Here is a 17327-nt window from a genome sequence, read left to right on the forward strand (position 1 = left end):
CTCAGTCCTGTCCGTCGAGCCCCGGACCACCCACGTCCGTGACCAGCCCGATGGACGAGAAGCCACCGGCGTTGAGCGCACCCATGATCTGGGCCACGCTTTCATAGGGGACTGTTCCGTCGGCGCGCAGGTAGACGCGGTCATCAGACCGTTCCGCCGCAATGGCGCGCAGGCGGTTCACGAGATCGTCCCGCGGCACTTCGGTCGCCTGGATCAGCACCGTGCCGTCAGAGGCGAGCGTGACTGTCAGCGGCTCCTCGGTGTCCTGCGGCAGCGCCTGGGCGGCGGTCTTGGGCAGCTCCACAGGCACGCCGACCGTCAGGAGCGGCGCCGCGACCATGAAGATGATGAGCAGCACGAGCATGACGTCGACAAAGGGCGTGACGTTGATCTCTGCCATGGGCGCGGACTTGCGGCGCCCGCGTCTCCGCCGCTTGCCGCCACCGCCCCCGGATTTCATGACACCTGCACCCATGGATCAGGAATCCAGCTGGCGCGAGAGGATGGTGGAGAATTCGTCCGCGAAGGCTTCGTAGTTGCCGACGATGCGGTCCGCGTCCGCCGAGAACTTGTTGTAGAAGATGACCGCCGGGATGGCCGCCAGAAGGCCGAGGCCGGTGGCCAGCAGCGCCTCGGCGATACCCGGCGCGACCACGACGAGCGAGGTGTTCTGCGTCTCGGCGATCTGGACGAAGGCGTGCATGATCCCGAAGACCGTACCGAACAGGCCGATGAACGGCGAGGTGGAGCCGACCGTTGCCAGCACAGGCAGCCCGCGCTGCAGCTCGTCCGCCTCCTTCTGGATGGCCACGTCCATGGAGCGGTCGATCCGGCTTTGCGCGTTGGCGATGAGTGCGCCGTCCTCGCGGTGCGAGCGGCGCCATTCGATCATGCCGGCGGCAAACACGCGTTCGGACCGGCCCTTGGGCTCCGGCCCCAACTGGTCGAACAGCTCGTCCAGCGGCTCTCCGGACCAGAACATGCGGTCGAAACGGGAGGCCTCGCGGCGGGCGGACCGATAGCTGACGAACTTCTCGATGATGATTGCCCACGACCAGATCGACGCGGCGATCAGCATGATCATCACGAGCTTCACGGTCAGCGTCGCGCGTGCGAACAATGCCCAGAACGAGAAGTCTATGCCCTGCGCGAGGGCAAGAGTGTCTGCTTCCATGAACCTGCTCTTTCGTTGTCGGCCCTGTTGGGGCTCTGATTTGCCACACATGTAACGGAAATACAGGCCATTGACCACGGGTTTGGCAATTCTGCGCCGCGGCACGGCGCGCATGCGCGAATCCCTGCCACCGCTCACGGAAAATCGCGTTTACGCGGTCTGCCTGTTCGGATTACTGGCGTAACGAGGCATATTTTGCCACGGGAGGAAGCGATGAGGGAAACGAGCCAGGCCGCAATACAGGGGCAAGGTCACGACACGCGCTATTTGCGCGCCGTTCTGGGCAATGTCGCCGAAGTCTACGAGACCCACCTCGGGCGGCATGACGCGGAACTTTTCATGGCCGAGTCCGCCTATACCCTCGCGGCAGAGCTTGGGGCCAATGCCATCCGGAACGCCCGGCCCGGCCGCCCGACGATGGCGCATGTGGCGCGCGAGGTGGACACCGCCATCGCCTGGCTCGACGAGGACGTCACGATCGCCGAGGCGTCGGACCAGCAGATGACGCTGCTGTCGCCCGGACCTTCGGGGGCGCGGTCGCGCTTCATGATGAACCTCTACCTCTTCGGACACATCGCCGCCGATGCGCTGGGATACGTGCGCGTCGTGCTGCACGAAAGCGCCCCCGGCAGCAACGAGCCGTGGAAGATCGTCATCCACACCAGCCGCACCGGCGGCGGGGCCGAGTTCCGCTCCCGTTACCGGCTGCCGGACTAGCCTTGCCAGCGTGCAGCCGGGGCGCGCGTCAGTGCACCTTGAGCCGCAGCGCCGCGGGCAGGCGCACCGGGTGGCCGTCCGATGTCACGCAGACCGCCGTCACCTCTGCCCGGAAGACGGGGACTTCGCCGCGCAGCACCTCCTGCGCCATCACGAGCCGGACGCCAGTGATGCTCCGCACGAAGGTGCGCACCTCCAGCCGGTCGTCGAACTTGGCGGTGGCGAGGTAGTCGGCCTCGATCCGGCGGACCACGAAGACGATGCCGTCCTTCTCGCGCATGGCGTTCTGGTCGAGCCCCTGCTCCCGCACCCAGTCGGACCGGGCCCGTTCGATATACTTGAGGTAGTTGGCGTGATAGACGATCCCCGCCATGTCGGTGTCTTCGTAGTAGACCCGGATGGGATAGATGTGCATGGCCCCGTCCCCTTGCTGCCGTCCGGTCGAAGGGGTAGCCGCTGCCCCGGCATCACGCAAGATCACCGCTTGCGCCGTCCCCCGGCCGAACGGCTGTGAAATGCGGGCGGGCGCTTGGCCACCCAGTCCAGGAAACGCTGCATGTCTGGATGGGCGCGCAGGTTGCCCACGGTCGAGAGGTCACGCGCCAGTTCCGCCTCGGTGAACCGGGCGTGGATCTCCGAGTGGCAGATCTGGTGGAGCAGCACCGTCGGCCCGCCCTTCCCGCCTTTCAGCTTCGGGACCAGGTGGTCAAGGCTCTGCTTCGCCTCAGGCGGGATCGGACGCAGGCAGAGTGGACAGATCGGGTCGGCCATGGCTTCTCCTTTCACCGGGACCATCTGGCCAGCAAGGCGCCGAGATCAAGCGTGCAAGCCCCCTGTCGCGCCCCGCATGGCGCGGGTAAGGAGGGGGCATGATAACTCTGCCCCCTTCCCCGGACCGTTTCGCGCTGGTCATCGGCGGCGGCCCCGCGGGCCTCATGGCCGCCGATGCGCTGCTGTCCGCCGGAGTGCCGGTGACGCTGGCGGAGGCCAAACCCTCTGCCGCGCGCAAGTTCCTGATGGCGGGCAAATCCGGGCTGAACCTGACGAAGATGGAGCCGTTCGAAACGTTCCTGAAAGCCTACGGCGACCGCGCGCCGCTGCTGGAACCGATGCTGACGGCCTTCGGCCCTGAGGAGGTGCGCGACTGGGCAGAAGGGTTGGGCCAGCCGTGCTTCACCGGCTCCACCGGGCGGCTGTTTCCGAATGCCATGAAGGCCTCGCCACTGCTCCGGGCTTGGCTGGCGCGGCTCGACGGCATGGGGCTGGTCCGCCACACCCGCTGGCGCTGGAAGGGCTGGGAGGGCGGCGCACCCCGCTTCGACACGCCCGACGGCCCGCACACGCTGCGCCCCGCAGCCACAGTTCTCGCCCTCGGCGGCGCCAGCTGGGCGCGGCTCGGCTCGGACGGCGCATGGGCAGACATCCTCCGGGCCGAGGGCATGGACATCGCCCCCTTCGCCCCGTCGAACGCAGGACTTCAGATCGACTGGTCGAGCCACATGGAGCGCCACTTCGGCGCGCCGCTGAAGAACGTCACTTTCCGCGCTGGCCCGCTGGAAAACCGCGGCGAGGCCGTCATCTCCCGCCGAGGGCTGGAAGGTGGCGGCCTCTACCCGCTGACCCCGGCACTGCGGAACGGGCACCCGCTGACCGTGGACTTGCTGCCGGACGTGACAACGGAGGCGCTGACGCAACGGCTGTCCCGCCCGCGCGGCAAGCAGAGCCTGTCGAACGCCCTGCGCAAGGCGCTCCGCCTGCCGCCGGGCGCCCTCGGCTTGCTGATGGAAATGGCGCGGCCCCTGCCGGACGACCCACAGGCACTGGCGTCGCTGGCAAAGGCGCTTCCGATCCGCCACGCCGGGCTGCGCCCCATGGACGAGGCGATCTCCACCGCCGGCGGCGTGAAGTTCGACGCGCTCGACGCCGGGCTGATGATACGAAAAATCCCCGGCACGTTCTGCGCCGGGGAGATGCTGGACTGGGAAGCGCCGACCGGCGGCTACCTCCTGACCGCCTGCCTGGCCACCGGCCTCTGGGCCGGGCGCCACGCAGCGGCCTATGTCAAAGGGTGATCAGACCGCGACCTTGCGGCTTTCCTCGAGGTAGATCTCCCGCAGGCGCGTGGCTTTCGGACCGGGCCGGCCATCGCCCAGCGGCACACCGTCGATCTCCACCACCGGCATCACGAAGGCCGACGCCGAGGTGATGAACGCCTCGTCCGCCTTCTGCGCTTCCTCGATGGTGAAGTTGCGCTCCTCGACCTGCATCTGCGCCTCTGCCGCAAAGCGCAGCACCGCCGCGCGGGTGATGCCATGCAGGATGTCGTTGCTCAGCGCGCGGGTCACGATGGTGTTGCCCTTGATGTAATAGGCGTTGTTCGAGGTGCCCTCGGTCACGTAGCCGTCCATCACCATCCAGGCGTCGTCGGCCCCGGCCTTCTTCGCCATCATCTTGCCCATGGACGGGTAGAGCAGCTGCACCGTCTTGATGTCGCGGCGGCCCCAGCGCTGATCCTCGATCGAGATGATCTTCATTCCCTTCTTCGCCGCCGGGCTGTCCGCAAGTCCCGGCTTGTTCTGGGTGAACAGAACGATGGTCGGCTCCGTCGTCTCCGGATCGGGGAAGACGAAGTCCCGGTCGCCCGGCGCGCCGCGGGTGATCTGGAGGTACACCAGCCCCTCCTCGATCCCGTTCATCTCCACCAGCTCGCGGTGGATTTCCAGGAGCTGCTCCTTCGTCACCGGAGAGCGCATGTCCAGCTCGTTCAGCGACCGTTCAAGCCGCACCGCGTGGCCGTCGAAATCGATCAGCTTGCCGTCGAGCACGGAGGTCACCTCGTAGACGCCGTCGGCCATCAGGAAGGCCCGGTCGAAGATGGAGACCTTGGCTTCGGTCTCCGGCAGGAACTCTCCGTTCACGTAGACGGTGCGGGTCATGGGTCAGTCCTCCGGCATCAGGTGCAGCGCCGCGTATTGCAGCAGGATCACGGTTTTCGCATCCCGGATGGTGCCATCTTCGACCATGGTCAAGGCCTCCTTCAGGGGGATATCCATTATTTCGATTTCCTCACCCTCATCCCGCAGCCCGCCCAGGCGCGCCTGCGCATCGGCGGCGCCATAGGTGGCGGTGAAGAAATGCAGCCGCTCCGTCACCGATCCCGGCGACATGTAGAGCGAGAAGAGAAAACGGGGCGCGTCGAGCGCCAGTCCCAACTCCTCCTGCGCCTCGGCACGGATGCGGTCCTCCGGCGCGTCGTCGTCCAGCAGCCCGGCGGCCGCCTCCACGAGGAAGGGATCGTCGCCGTTACAGGCCGCGGGCCAGCGGAACTGCCGACCCAGCAGGACGTGGCCGCGCTCGGGATCGAAGGGCAGGATGCAGGCGCCGTCCCCACGGTCGTAAGCCTCGCGCCACTGCTCCTGCACGGTGCCGCAGCTCATCGTCACCCGCAGCCGGGACGTCGTGAGCCGCGCCCAGTTGTCCGACAGGAGGCGCGTCTCCAGCACCTCCCACCTCATGTCCCGGAGAGGGCCGGTCATGGCCACACCTTGCTGGACTCACGCACCGCGCCGGAACACAGCGTGCAAAGCTTGCCCCGAACAGCCCGCCCGTTCCCCGCGCGCCCCACGTCAGCCCCAGAGGGCCGCATCGGACGGGTGCACACCGGCCTCATCGTAGGTCAGCGGCGGATCGCGATCCTCGGCCAGCAGCAGCGGCCCGTCGAGGTCGACCACATCCGCCCCCTGCGCCAGCAGCACGGCAGGCGCCATCGCCAGGGACGATCCGACCATGCAACCGACCATGATCCCGTAGCCCCCGGCCAGCGCCGCATCCCGCAGCGCCAGCGCCTCGGTCAGCCCGCCGGTCTTGTCGAGCTTGATGTTGACCACGTCGTACTTGCCCTTCAGCGCCGGCAGCGACGCCCTGTCATGGCAGCTCTCGTCGGCACACAGCGGCACGGGGCGCTCCAGCCCGATCAGCGCCTCGTCCTGACCGGCCGGCAGGGGCTGCTCCACCAGTGCTACACCAAGACGCACCAGGTGTGGCGCAAGGTCCGAATACACCTCCGCGCTCCAGCCCTCGTTGGCGTCGACGATGATCCGGGCCCCCGGCGCGCCGCGCCGCACGGCCTCGAGCCGCGGCATGTCGTCGGGCGTGCCCAGCTTGATCTTCAGAAGCGGCCGGTGCGCGTGCTTGCGGGCAGAGGCCTCCATCCGCTCCGGCGTATCGAGCGACAGCGTGTAGGCGGTGATCTCGGGCCGCGGCGCCGAAAGTCCGGCCAGTTCCCAGGCCCGCTTGCCCGCCTGCTTCGCCTCGAGGTCCCAAAGGGCACAGTCCACCGCGTTCCGCGCCGCCCCGGCCTCCAGCGCCTCCTGAAGGTCGGCCCGCGAAATACCCTCCGGCAGACCGGCGATCTGCGCGGCCACGCTGTCCAGCGTCTCGTCGTAACGGGCGTAGGGCACACATTCGCCCCACCCGGTGATCCCGTCCCGGCTGACCGAAACCGTCAGCACCTGCGCTTCCGTCCGCGATCCGCGGCTGATGGTAAAGGCTTCCGCAAGGCGGAAGACGTCGCGCCTGACTTCGATCATGGGCACTCCCCCGTTTCTTCGCTTTGAAAATACTCATCTCCGCCCGGGACACCGGCACGGCGCCGGGACGGAAGACCTTGAAGGGACGGTGGGTGGGGCGATTTCCGAAGGAAGAGCGTCCGGCCGCAGGCCGGCCCACCCGCCGTCCGAGGGTCAGACCGCCGCCAGGGCCTGCGCCAGGCGGTCGGCGCCGTGACGGAACGGGTCCACCGTTGGCAAGCCCAGGCGCGCCTCGGTCTCCTCGCAGTAGCGTGCGGCCTCCTCTTCGCCCATGTGCTGGGTGTTGATCGACACGCCCACCACCTTGCAGTCCGGGTTGGCCACATGCGCCATCGACAGCGCCGCGTCACGCACCTGTTCCAGCGTCGGCAGCGCATAGCCCGGCAGGCCGCGCATGTGCGTGCGGGTCGGCTCGTGGCAGAGGATCAGCGCGTCGGGCTGGCCGCCGTGGATCAGCGCCAGCGTCACCCCCGAGAAGGAGACGTGGAACAGGCTCCCCTGCCCCTCGATCACGTCCCAGTGGTCCTCGTCGTTGTCCGGCGTGAGCCACTCGATCGACCCGGCCATGAAGTCGGCGATCACCGCGTCCAGCGGCACGCCGCCGCCGGTGATCAGGATGCCGGTCTGGCCGGTGGCGCGGAAGGTGCTCTTCATGCCCGCCTCGCGCATCGACTTGTCCAGCGCCAGCGCGGTGTACATCTTGCCGACCGAACAGTCGGTGCCCACGGCCAGCACGCGCTTGCCCTTGCGCTTGGTGCCGTCGGCGATCGGGTACTCCACCACCGGCACGCGCACGTCGTGCAGGGTGCGGCCGGTCGCCTCGGCCACCGCCTTCAGGTCGGCCTCGTTGCGCAGCAGGTTGTGCAGGCCAGAGGCGAGGTCGAAGCCCTCTTCCAGCGCCTGCACCAGCACCTTCTTCCACGCGGCCGAGATCTTGCCGCCCCGGTTCGCCACGCCGATCACCAGCGTCTTCGCGCCCGCGGCCTTTGCCTCTTCCAGCGTCATGTCCGGCAGTTTCATGTCGGCCTTGCAGCCTTCCATGCGGAACTGTCCGACACAGTTCTCCGGCCGCCAGTCGCGAATCCCCTGGGCCACCTTGGCAGCCAGCGGGTCCGGCGCGTCGCCGAGGAAAAGAAGATAGGGCGTCTGAATCATGATAGTCTCCGCAAATCGGTCTTGCGGGGATCATGATCGCAATCCGCCGCAACAGGCTTGCGATTACATGGGTCAAACCGGGTTTCTGGCAAGAATCAGCGAAAAAACCGGCAGTTTGGCGAAGAATCTCGCAACGGGCGAACCTTTGCATACCGCGGCACACGCATTTTGCTTGCGCAGCATACGGTAATTTAATAACCCGTCACGCGAAACTCACGCAATTTCCTTACCCAACCGAAGGAGCCCCTCCCCATGTCGTTCCGACTTCAGCCGATTGCGCCCGCCGTTCCGAATCGCTGCCAGCTTTTCGGGCCGGGGTCGCGCGAGGCGCTGTTCGAGAAGATGGCGGCCTCTGCTGCGGACGTCATAAACATCGACCTTGAAGATTCCGTTGCCCCCGGGGACAAGGACAAGGCCCGCGCGCAGACCATCGCCGCCACGCACGACATCGACTGGGGCAAGAAGACCCTCTCGGTGCGGATCAACGGGCTCGATACGCCGTTCTGGTACCGCGATGTCGTCGACCTGCTGGAGCAGGGCTCGGAGCGGATCGACCGCATCATGATCCCCAAGGCGGGCTGCGCGTCCGACATCTACGCCGTCGACGCGCTCGTCACCTCCATCGAGCGGGCGAAGGGGCGCACCAAGCCCATCCGCTTCGAATGCATCATCGAAACCGCCGCCGGCATCGCCCATGTCGAAGAGATCGCCGCCGCCTCCCCGCGGCTCGAAGCCATGAGCCTTGGCGCGGCAGATTTTGCGGCCTCCATGGGCATGGCCACTACAGGTATCGGTGGCACGCAGGAAAACTACTACATGCACCGCGAGGGGCAGAAGTACTGGTCGGACCCCTGGCACTGGGCGCAGGCCGCCATCGTCGCCGCCTGCCGGACCCATGGCGTGCTGCCGGTGGACGGGCCGTTCGGCGACTTCTCGGACGACGAGGGCTTCCGCGCGCAGGCGCTGCGGTCGGCCACGCTGGGCATGGTGGGCAAGTGGGCCATCCACCCCAAGCAGATCGCGCTGGCCAACGAAGTCTTCACCCCCACCGACGCCGCGGTGGAGGACGCCCGCGCCATCCTGACGGCCATGCAGGAGGCCACCGCGCGCGGCGAAGGCGCCACGACCTACAAGGGCAAGCTGATCGACATCGCCTCGATGAAACAGGCGGAGGTCATCGTGAAACAGGCCGACCTGATCGCCAGCATGTGACAGGCCCGCTGCGGGGGATGCCGCATCGGCTGAACATCTTCGGAACGGACAGAACGGGGCGTCAACCACGCCCCGTTAACCATTTCTTATGGTGAGTCCCGGCCGTTTCGACCCCCTGAACCGGCCGGTTGTTAACCATCGAACGGTGCCGTTCCGGCGTTTTCCCGGCAAAACCGCCGGCATCCCGCGAATTTCCGCGCCGCAGCGCAAATTGCCGATCACACCCGCGTGACCTCAGCCACCTTCCGACCTGCCCGATGCGCACGGCGCGGGTCCGGAAACCCTGCCCTTGCCTTTCAGCCGACTTCCTCGCAGGCTTGCCTCAATTCGACAAAAATCAGTTTTGATCCGGGGATGGGAACACGCATGTCTGACTGGTCCGCTGGCTACCCGACCGACTCCGTCTACGTCGACGCCATCCAGCCCGCGATCTCGCCCTGGCGCTGGCACCAGTCGCTGGCCTTTGCCGGGCGCGACGCGCCGGACCCGGGCAGGCCCTTCCGCTTTCTCGAACTTGGCTGCGGGTCGGCGACGACGCTGATCGCGCTGGCCGCCGCCTATCCGTGGGCGGAGTTCACCGGCTACGACTTCATGCCCGAATGCGTGATGCAGGCGAACGCGCTGATCGCGGAGACCGGGCTGACCAACGTGGAGGTGCGGGAGGGCAGCTTTGCCGAGATGGCGCTGGAGACCCCGGCGGAGAAGTACGACTTTGCCTGCACGCATGGCGTCTGGACCTGGGTGCCGGAGGCGTTCCGCCGCGACATCGTTGCGGTCATGGGGCGGTGGATGGCGCCGGGCGCGGTGTTCTACGTGGGTTACAACACGGCGGCGGGCTGGGCCGCGTCCGAACCGATCCGCAAGATCTTTGCCGAGGCGCCGAAAGGCCCGCCGGGCAACCCATACGGCCCCGCGCGGGAGGCCGTGTCGCACTGGCTGACCCTGATGGGCGATGCGAACCCGGGCGTCCGGGCGCACTGGGCGACCATGGCCGACCGCGACGACCATTTCCTGGCGCACGAGCTGGGCAACCCTCACGGCACCGGCGTCTGGATGGAGGAGGTGGCCGCCCCCCTTGCCGATGCCAAGATGACCTATGGCGGCCCCGCCGTGCTGGCCGAGAACATGGACGGTCCCTTCCTCGACGAGCCGCGGCTGGAGATGCTGCGGCAGGCCGTGGCGGACGGCTGGGGCGAGGCGGCGCGCGACATGCTGCATGGTCGCTTCTTCCGCAAGGACCTGTTCCACCGGGGCGCGCCCTTCCTCGGCGCGTCGGAGATGGTGGCGCGGATGCGCGCGCTGGAGGTGGTGCCCTGGGATCTGGAGATCCGGCTGACCACGCATCTGGGCATTTACCGGCGGCTGAAGCATCACCTGCAGGACGACCTTGTCGCCGCGCTGCACGCCCGCGCGGCAGAGGGGGCGACGCTGGGCGACTGCGCGGACATGCTTGGCGACAACCCTGCGCAGACCTTCCAGATCGCGATGCTGGCCTTTGCCTCCGGCAAGCTGCTGGACCGGCGCCCGGCCGATCAGATCGCGGCGGCAGAGGACGGCTGCGACCGCTTCAACATGGCGATGCTGCGGCGATTGCAGCGCGGAGAGACCGCGCCGGGCCTCGTGTCGCCGGTGATCGGCAGCCCGATCCAGGTGCAGGAGGAGGCGCACCGCGCCGCCCTGGCCGAGGGCGAGCCCGGCCCGGACCTTGCGCGGCGGCTGCGCGTGCTGGGGGTGGCGTGATGTCCGACTGGTCTCAGGGATACCCGACCGACAGCGCCTACATCGACGCCATACAGGTGGAGATCACGCCGTGGCGGTGGGCGCAGGCGATGCACTTCGGCGGGCTCCGCTGCCCCGATCCGGGCAAGCCGTTCCGCTTTCTCGAGCTGGGCTGCGGGTCGGCGATGACGCTGATCGCGCTGGCCGCCGCCTACCCCTGGGCGGAGTTCACCGGCTACGACTTCATGCCCGAACACATCGTCATGGCGAACCGGCTGATCGACGAGATCGGCCTGACCAACATCGAGGTGCGCGAGGGCAGCTTTGCGGAGATGGCCGCAGCCCCGCCCGCCGAAAAATACGATTTCGCCGCAGCGCACGGCGTCTGGGCCTGGGTCCCGCCGGACGTTCGGGAGGAGATCGTCGATGTGCTGGGCACGTGGATGGCGCCGGGGTCGGTGGCCTATTTCGGCTACAACGCCGCGGCGGGCTGGTGCTCGGCCGCGCCGATCCGCAAGATCTTCCGCTCGGCCCCGCTGGCGCGGTCGGCGGACGCGCGCTACGGCGCGGCGCGGGCCGCCACGCAGGCCTGGGTCGACATGGTGGGCGACGGCTATCCGCAGATGCGGCTTCTGTGGAACAAGCTGAGCGAGGCGCCGGACCATTTCCTTGCGCATGAGATCGCCAGCTCCTTCGGCACCGGGCAGTGGATGGAGGACCTGGGCCGGCCGCTGGAGCGGGCGAAGATGGCCTTTGCCGGACCCGCGGTGCTGGTGGAGCACATGGACGCGCTCTACCTCGACGCCGCCGAGATGGACTTCCTGAAGAAGGCGGTGGAGGGCGGCTGGGCCGAGACGGCGCGCGACCTGCTGCTGCGCCGGACCTTCCGCAACGACCTGTTCCACCGCGGCGCGATGCGGATGCCCGGCCCGGCCATGGTGGCCGCGATGCGCGACCTTAAGGTGGTGGCCTGGGACGAGGCGCTGGACATGGGCACGCATCCCTCGGTCGGCGACCAACTGAAGCGCGGTTTGCCCGATGACGTGCTGGCCGGGCTGAAGCAGGTGGCCGGGGACGGCGGGCGGACCTTCGGCGACTGCATGGCGGCGCTGGACGTGGACACGCCGCAGGCCTTCCAGGCGGTGATGACGGCCTATGTCTCGGGCGCGCTTCTGGACCTGCGGCCCGGGGAGCAGCGGCAGGCCGCGCAGGACGGCTGCGACGGGTTCAACGCCGCGATGCTGCGCCGCCTGAAGGCGCGCAAGCCGATGCCCGGCTTCGTGTCGCCCGCCTGGGGCGGCCCGATCCAGTTCGGGGTGAAGGCGCATCGCGCGGTCGTCGCGGGCGAGGCGGAGGACAGCTTTGGCCTGAAGGACCGGCTTGCGACGCTGGGGATCACGGTCTGACGGCGCTCAGGTCCGCCCGTCCTTACGCCCGCCTGTCCTCAGGCCCGCATGTCCTTGGGTGAGCCCATCACCACGTAGGTCGTCAGCCGGTCCACCTGCGGCAGCGCGCCGAGGATCTCCGTGTGGAAATGCTTGTAGGCGGTCAGGTCCGCGACCTCGACCCGCAGGAGATACTCCACCGCGCCGGTGATGTTGTGGCATTCGACCACCTGCGGGGCGGCGGTCATCGCGCGCTCGAACGCCTCCTGCGAGGCCTTGGTGTGCTGGTTCAGCCCGACCGAGAGATAGGCCACGAACCCCGTCCCCGTCTTGCCGGGATCGAGCACGGCGCGATAGCCCGCGATCACGCCCGCCTTCTCCAGCGCCTGTGTACGGCGCAGGCAGGCAGAGGGCGACAGCCCCACCCGTTCCGCCAACATGAGGTTGGACAGGCGGCCATCGGCCTGAAGCTCGCGCAATATCCTGCGGTCGATGTGGTCGAGTTCGGTCATGGATTGCGTGATAGCACGATCCGCGCGGCATCTCGCAATTTCATGGCGCGGCGATTGCGTCAGAGTTGCGCCAAAGCCGCACGACCCGGAAGCGCCCCGCCATGACCTTCGACATCCTCCCCGCCCTCGCGGGCTTTGCCGCCGCCTCCTTGTTCACACCGGGGCCGAACAACCTGATGCTGGTCGCCTCGGGCGCCAACTTCGGCATCCGCCGGACGCTGCCGCACCTGTCGGGCGTGGTGCTGGGCTTCCCGCTGATGATCGTGCCGGTGGGCCTGGGGGCGATGCGGCTCTTCGATCTCTGGCCGCCCGCCTACACCGTGCTGAAGACGCTGGCCGTGGTCTACCTGCTGTATCTCGCATGGAAGATCGCCAACGCCGGAGAGGTCCGGGATGCGGAGGCAGAGGCGCGCCCCATGACCTTCGCGCAGGCGGCGGCCTTCCAGTGGGTCAACCCCAAGGGCTGGAGCATGGCGCTGGGGGCGATCACGCTTTATGCGCCGGGCCGGGACGTGGCCGGGGTGCTGTTCGTGGCGGCGGTCTTCCTGACGCTGGGCATGGTGTCGGGCTTCGTCTGGACCAGCTTCGGCACCGGCATCCGCCGCTGGCTGGCCGACCCGGTGCGCCTGCGATGGTTCAACGTGACCATGGCGGTGCTGCTGGTCGCCGCCATGGTGCCGGTGCTCTTCGGCTGAGGCCTTGGCGCCCGGCGCTCAGGCCAAAGGCACGCGGATCTCGGTCAGCAGATCCTCCGGCGCCGTGTCCATGGGATTGTTGAGATAATACTCGTAAGGCGGCCGGTCGGCGGGCAGACGGCCCGAGGCAGGCAGCGCCGTACCATAAAGATAGCCCCAGGCGGCGGGCAGCCCGGTGTAGGGCCCGCGCATCGTCAGCACCAGGTGCTCGCCGCCCGGGACATCCACCCGGGTCAGGTCTTCGGGCATCTCGAACCCCTCGGCCACGTCCATCCCGGCGGTGCTGCGCAGCTCCGCCTGCGGCGTGTCCTCCGGGCTGTCGTGGTAGATCCCGACAAGCGCCCGCGCCTGCGGGAACAACCCCCGCGTGGCAAATAGGGTGGCGAGGTCGGAAAAGCTCCGCCCGATCTCGTGATAGGGGCCGCGATGTTCCAGCGCGGCAAGGCGCAGCGCCGGGCAGGCGCGCAGTTCGGTCGGGTAGGTGTCGGTCATGTCGGTCTCTCCGGGGGTGACGGTCGTGAAGGTCATCGCGTCGGCGGTGCTGCGCCCGGCCTGACGGAAGGCGGTGGGCGTCATGCCGTAAAGCGCCTTGAACGCCCGCACGAAACTGTCGGCATTGTCGTAGCCGCTGCGGGCGGCGATCCGGTCCACGGGGTCGGTGCCGCGCGTCAGGTCGAAGGCGGCGCGGTGCAGCCGCAACCGGCGGACGGCCTGCGCCGCGGTCTCGCCGGTCATGGCGTGGAAGACCCGCGCGAAGTGGAAGCGCGACATGCCCGCCACCTCGCAGAGCGCATCGAGCGACAGGTCGCCGTCGGGGTGATCGGCAATGTGCCGGATCACCCGGCGCAGGCGGGATTCGTAGGACGTGGCAGGCGGCTGGGCGGTCATGGGTGCTCCTTTCGGCGCCACCCTGCACCGGGCGGGGGCGACAAATCTTGCTTTGTTGCGTTCCGCTGTTGCAGGCGCCATATAGCGCCCAGCATCATGGAGGACACCGCATGGCCAACTACCTCGATTTCGAGAAGCCGCTGGCGGAGATCGAAGGCAAGGCGGAAGAACTGCGCGCGATGGCGCGCGAGAACCCCGGCATGGACGTGGAAGCCGAGGCGAAGGCGCTCGACAAGAAGGCCGATGCGCTGCTCAAGGACCTCTACGCCAAGCTGTCGCCCTGGCGGAAGTGCCAGGTCGCGCGCCACCCGGAACGCCCGCACTGCAAGGACTACATCGAGGCGCTGTTCACCGAGTACACGCCGCTGGCCGGCGACCGGAACTTCGCCGACGACCACGCGGTGATGGGCGGGCTGGCGCGGTTCAACGACGAGCCGGTGATGGTGATCGGCCACGAGAAGGGCCATGACACCTCGTCCCGGATTGACCGCAACTTCGGCATGGCCCGGCCCGAGGGCTACCGCAAGGCGGTGCGCCTGATGGACATGGCGGACCGCTTCGGCCTGCCGGTGGTGACGCTGATCGACACGCCCGGCGCCTACCCCGGCAAGGGCGCCGAGGAACGCGGCCAGTCCGAGGCAATCGCCCGGTCGACGGAGAAATGCCTGCAGATCGGCGTGCCGCTGGTGACCGTGGTCATCGGCGAGGGCGGCTCGGGCGGGGCGGTGGCCTTCGCCACGGCGAACCGCGTCGCGATGCTCGAACATTCGGTCTACTCGGTGATCTCGCCCGAGGGCTGCGCCTCGATCCTGTGGAAGGACGCCGAGAAGATGCGCGAGGCCGCAGAGGCGCTGCGCCTGACCGCGCAGGACCTCTACCAGCTGGGCGTCTGCGACCGGATCATCCGCGAACCGAAGGGCGGCGCGCACCGCGACCGCGAGGCGGTGCTCGCCTCCGTGGGCGAGGCCATCGCGACCATGCTGAAGGAACTGGGCGGCGCGAAACGCGGCGAACTGGTGCAGGCCCGCCGGGCGAAATACCTGAACATGGGCGCAAAGGGGCTGGCGGCCTGAGCGGCCGCCCTCCCGATCCCACCGCCACCGCTCTTCTTCCCGAACAAGGCCGCGCCGGCAGGGCGCGCCCCTGCCCGGCCTCGGCCCGACGAAAACCGGTGCCCCGCGCACTATTGCGCGCCTGGACACCCCATCCAAGGGCGCGCCAACGCCGCAACGCTCCCGGCACTTCCGCCTACGTGCTGCCCCACACCGCACCGCGCCCCAGCACCCTCACCCTTCCCTGCTTCTTTGCTTCAAAAATACTCCGGGGAGCGCGAGGGGCCGGCCCCTCGCTCCCGCCCGCACCACAGGCGCCACCGCCTGCCCGCTGAAACAATCGCTGGCGCGGTCGTGACCCCGCGTCAGCCGTTTGCCCGGTGACAGCGGCCGCGCGCTCGGGTCATATCTCCCCATGGAACTCGTCTTCGCATATGGCGCGGGGCTTCTGACGCTCATCAATCCCTGCGTGGTGCCGGTGCTGCCGATCGTGCTTGCGGGCGCGCTGCAGGCCAGTCCGCGCGGGCCGCTGGCGATGGCGGCGGGGATGTCGCTGTCGTTCGTGATCCTCGGCGTGACCGTCACCGCCTTCGGGCACCTTGTCGGCCTCGACGTGGAGACGATCTCGAAGGCCGGGGCGGTGCTCATGGTGGTCTTCGGGCTGGCGCTGCTGGTGCCGCGGGCGGGGGCCGTGCTGGCCGGGGCCACGGCGGGGATGGCGGCGCGCGCCGACATGCGGATGGACGGTGTCGACCGCAGCGGGCTGCGGGGGCAGTTCCTCGGCGGACTGCTGCTCGGCGCGGTCTGGAGCCCCTGCATCGGCCCGACGCTGGGCGGTGCCATCGCGCTCGCCTCGCAGGGCGAGAGCCTCTTGCGGGTCACGGCGATCATGGCGGCCTTCGCCATGGGCGTCTCCACCCTGATCCTCGGGCTGGCCTACGGCACGCGCGGTGCCATCGGTCGGCACAACGCGACGCTCCGGCGGCTGGCGGTCTCGGCCCGGCCGGTGCTGGGCGTGGTCTTTGCCGCCACCGGGCTGGCGCTCCTCTTCAACCTCCACCATATGGTCGAGGCCTGGCTGATCGGCGTCCTGCCCGGCTGGCTGATCGACCTTTCCGTTTCGCTCTGACTCTTTCCTCCCGACCCTTGCCAAAGGAGTTTCCCATGCACCGCCGCAGCTTCCTGACCCTGACCGCGGGCGCGCTTGCCCTGCCCTTCGCCGCCCGCGCCGCGCTGGAGTACACGCCCGGCCTCACCACCCAGCGGCTCGCCGCCGGAGAGACGCTGTTCCTCGACTTCCGGGCAAGCTGGTGTTCGACCTGCGCCGCCCAGCAGCGCGTGCTGACCGAGCTCAAGCAGGAGAACCCCGCCTACGAGCAGAACATCACGTTCATCGACGTGGACTGGGACATCCACGGCAAGGGGGAACTGTCGCGCATGCTGAACATCCCGCGCCGCTCCACCCTCGTCGTGCTGAAGGGCGAGCAGGAACTGGGCCGTCTCGTCGCGCAGACCGGCAAGGCGGAGATCAAGGCGCTGATGGACACCGCGCTCGGCGCCGCGACCTCCTGATCCGCGCTACAGCACGCTCTCCAGCCCGAGCGAGGCGATGAGCCGGTAATACGCGATGGCCACCGCCGCGAAGGCCGCGATCTGGATCAGCTCCCGCTTGAAGGCGTGGGAGTGAAAGAACGCCCGGTCGCGGTGGTGGAGCACGTCCATCAGCTCGTCCCCGATCCGCACCGACAGGAAGGTCCCGGCGGCGGACAGCGCCACGACGCCCCAGTAGGGCCAGGGGTGCACGAGGATCTGGTGGAAGAGCCGGGTCAGGACCGTGGTGTCGAAATATGCCGGCGCCAGCAGCAGCGTCGCGCCGACGATGCCGCCCGCCAGCGCCCAGACCGCCAGTTCCGAGACCACCATGCGGATTCCGAACAGCACACGCAGCGGGAAGTCCAGCAGGAAACCCGCGTCGGCGATGGGGGTGCAGAGCACGAAGAACGCCCATGTCAGCCCCGCCGTGACGGCGCCCGTCGCCGCATCGAAACGCACCCAGAGATAGGCGAAATAACCGGCGAGCAGCGCCAGCAGCAGCAGGAACTTGAACAGCACCTGGCGGCGCGGCGGGCTGGCGGAGGGATCTGACGGCATGGCGGCTCTTTCCGGAGGGGGCGATGCGGTTCCGGGGTATGCGCGGCCCTGCCTGTGGCCACAAGCAGGCGTCTTGAC

Annotated in this window: 20 protein-coding genes; 9 read left to right on the plus strand and 11 right to left on the minus strand. The window is 68.6% G+C overall.

The window, feature by feature from the left end; genetic code table 11:
- Nucleotide 1: 1 nt before the first annotated feature.
- Together tolR and tolQ are read right to left on the minus strand one after the other, a co-directional pair.
- Nucleotides 2-475 carry a protein TolR gene (gene tolR / locus QNI11_RS18050; RefSeq protein ID WP_005855218.1) on the minus strand — a complete coding sequence of 158 codons (474 nt, stop codon included), beginning with the start codon at nucleotides 473-475 and terminating at the stop codon, nucleotides 2-4.
- Nucleotides 476-478: 3 nt separating this feature from the next.
- The gene (gene tolQ, locus QNI11_RS18055; protein ID WP_100929234.1) at nucleotides 479-1174 is read right to left on the minus strand and encodes a protein TolQ; all 696 of its coding nucleotides are present in this window, start codon (nucleotides 1172-1174) and stop codon (nucleotides 479-481) included.
- Between the two features lie 213 nt (nucleotides 1175-1387).
- Here tolQ and QNI11_RS18060 point away from each other — a divergent pair, with 213 nt between their 5' ends.
- Nucleotides 1388-1891 carry a hypothetical protein gene (locus QNI11_RS18060; protein WP_283981206.1) on the plus strand — a complete coding sequence of 168 codons (504 nt, stop codon included), beginning with the start codon at nucleotides 1388-1390 and terminating at the stop codon, nucleotides 1889-1891.
- A gap of 28 nt (nucleotides 1892-1919) precedes the next feature.
- Here QNI11_RS18060 and ybgC read toward each other — a convergent pair whose 3' ends face one another.
- Entirely contained in the window at nucleotides 1920-2306 is a 387-nt protein-coding gene (gene ybgC / locus QNI11_RS18065) for a tol-pal system-associated acyl-CoA thioesterase (protein ID WP_100929232.1), read from the minus strand.
- 62 nt (nucleotides 2307-2368) lie between these two features.
- Nucleotides 2369-2662 (minus strand): HNH endonuclease, encoded by a 294-nt coding sequence (locus QNI11_RS18070; RefSeq protein WP_283981207.1) that lies wholly within the window; start codon nucleotides 2660-2662, stop codon nucleotides 2369-2371.
- Between the two features lie 98 nt (nucleotides 2663-2760).
- On the opposite strand from QNI11_RS18070, the gene QNI11_RS18075 reads away from it, so the two are divergent.
- Complete coding sequence (locus QNI11_RS18075; RefSeq protein WP_283981208.1) at nucleotides 2761-3963, plus strand: TIGR03862 family flavoprotein; 1203 nt, start codon at nucleotides 2761-2763, stop codon at nucleotides 3961-3963.
- On the opposite strand, the gene QNI11_RS18080 is transcribed toward QNI11_RS18075, so the two are convergent.
- From QNI11_RS18080 to dgcN, 4 genes are all read right to left on the minus strand, one after another.
- Nucleotides 3964-4827 carry a D-amino-acid transaminase gene (locus QNI11_RS18080; RefSeq protein WP_100929229.1) on the minus strand — a complete coding sequence of 288 codons (864 nt, stop codon included), beginning with the start codon at nucleotides 4825-4827 and terminating at the stop codon, nucleotides 3964-3966.
- 3 nt (nucleotides 4828-4830) lie between these two features.
- Nucleotides 4831-5427: an NUDIX domain-containing protein gene (locus QNI11_RS18085; RefSeq protein ID WP_283981209.1), complete on the minus strand. Its 597-nt coding sequence runs from the start codon at nucleotides 5425-5427 to the stop codon at nucleotides 4831-4833.
- A 90-nt stretch (nucleotides 5428-5517) separates the two neighbouring features.
- Nucleotides 5518-6480 carry an N-acetyl-D-Glu racemase DgcA gene (dgcA, locus tag QNI11_RS18090; RefSeq protein WP_283981210.1) on the minus strand — a complete coding sequence of 321 codons (963 nt, stop codon included), beginning with the start codon at nucleotides 6478-6480 and terminating at the stop codon, nucleotides 5518-5520.
- A gap of 153 nt (nucleotides 6481-6633) precedes the next feature.
- On the minus strand, nucleotides 6634-7635 hold the full coding sequence (gene dgcN, locus QNI11_RS18095; protein ID WP_100929226.1) for an N-acetyltransferase DgcN: 1002 nt from the start codon (nucleotides 7633-7635) through the stop codon (nucleotides 6634-6636).
- Nucleotides 7636-7887: 252 nt separating this feature from the next.
- Here dgcN and QNI11_RS18100 point away from each other — a divergent pair, with 252 nt between their 5' ends.
- From QNI11_RS18100 to QNI11_RS18110, 3 genes are all read left to right on the plus strand, one after another.
- Nucleotides 7888-8847, plus strand: a complete 960-nt coding sequence (locus QNI11_RS18100; protein WP_283981211.1) for an L-malyl-CoA/beta-methylmalyl-CoA lyase — start codon at nucleotides 7888-7890, stop codon at nucleotides 8845-8847.
- 366 nt (nucleotides 8848-9213) lie between these two features.
- Nucleotides 9214-10587: a class I SAM-dependent methyltransferase gene (locus QNI11_RS18105; RefSeq protein WP_283981212.1), complete on the plus strand. Its 1374-nt coding sequence runs from the start codon at nucleotides 9214-9216 to the stop codon at nucleotides 10585-10587.
- On the plus strand, nucleotides 10587-11972 hold the full coding sequence (locus QNI11_RS18110; RefSeq protein WP_283981213.1) for a class I SAM-dependent methyltransferase: 1386 nt from the start codon (nucleotides 10587-10589) through the stop codon (nucleotides 11970-11972). Before QNI11_RS18105 ends, QNI11_RS18110 begins: the two co-directional genes overlap by 1 nt.
- Nucleotides 11973-12010: 38 nt before the next feature.
- Here QNI11_RS18110 and QNI11_RS18115 read toward each other — a convergent pair whose 3' ends face one another.
- Complete coding sequence (locus QNI11_RS18115) at nucleotides 12011-12463, minus strand: Lrp/AsnC family transcriptional regulator (protein WP_100929222.1); 453 nt, start codon at nucleotides 12461-12463, stop codon at nucleotides 12011-12013.
- 101 nt (nucleotides 12464-12564) lie between these two features.
- On the opposite strand from QNI11_RS18115, the gene QNI11_RS18120 reads away from it, so the two are divergent.
- A complete protein-coding gene (locus tag QNI11_RS18120) occupies nucleotides 12565-13158 on the plus strand; it encodes a LysE family translocator (protein ID WP_283981214.1) in 594 nt (197 codons plus the stop codon).
- A gap of 18 nt (nucleotides 13159-13176) precedes the next feature.
- On the opposite strand, the gene QNI11_RS18125 is transcribed toward QNI11_RS18120, so the two are convergent.
- Nucleotides 13177-14046 (minus strand): GyrI-like domain-containing protein, encoded by an 870-nt coding sequence (locus tag QNI11_RS18125; protein ID WP_283981215.1) that lies wholly within the window; start codon nucleotides 14044-14046, stop codon nucleotides 13177-13179.
- A gap of 110 nt (nucleotides 14047-14156) precedes the next feature.
- Between QNI11_RS18125 and QNI11_RS18130 the strand changes: the two genes are divergently transcribed.
- The 3 genes from QNI11_RS18130 (at nucleotide 14157) to QNI11_RS18140 (ending at nucleotide 16670) form a co-directional block, all read left to right on the plus strand.
- The gene (locus QNI11_RS18130; protein WP_283981216.1) at nucleotides 14157-15119 is read left to right on the plus strand and encodes an acetyl-CoA carboxylase carboxyltransferase subunit alpha; all 963 of its coding nucleotides are present in this window, start codon (nucleotides 14157-14159) and stop codon (nucleotides 15117-15119) included.
- Nucleotides 15120-15513: 394 nt separating this feature from the next.
- Entirely contained in the window at nucleotides 15514-16227 is a 714-nt protein-coding gene (locus tag QNI11_RS18135) for a cytochrome c biogenesis CcdA family protein (protein ID WP_100929218.1), read from the plus strand.
- A gap of 35 nt (nucleotides 16228-16262) precedes the next feature.
- The gene (locus tag QNI11_RS18140) at nucleotides 16263-16670 is read left to right on the plus strand and encodes a thioredoxin family protein (protein ID WP_283981217.1); all 408 of its coding nucleotides are present in this window, start codon (nucleotides 16263-16265) and stop codon (nucleotides 16668-16670) included.
- 6 nt (nucleotides 16671-16676) lie between these two features.
- Here the strand turns inward: QNI11_RS18140 and QNI11_RS18145 are convergent, their stop codons facing one another.
- On the minus strand, nucleotides 16677-17249 hold the full coding sequence (locus QNI11_RS18145) for a hypothetical protein (RefSeq protein ID WP_283981218.1): 573 nt from the start codon (nucleotides 17247-17249) through the stop codon (nucleotides 16677-16679).
- Between the last annotated feature and the right edge of the window lie 78 nt (nucleotides 17250-17327).

This window comes from Sagittula sp. MA-2, from assembly GCF_030126985.1.
GTDB lineage: Bacteria > Pseudomonadota > Alphaproteobacteria > Rhodobacterales > Rhodobacteraceae > Sagittula.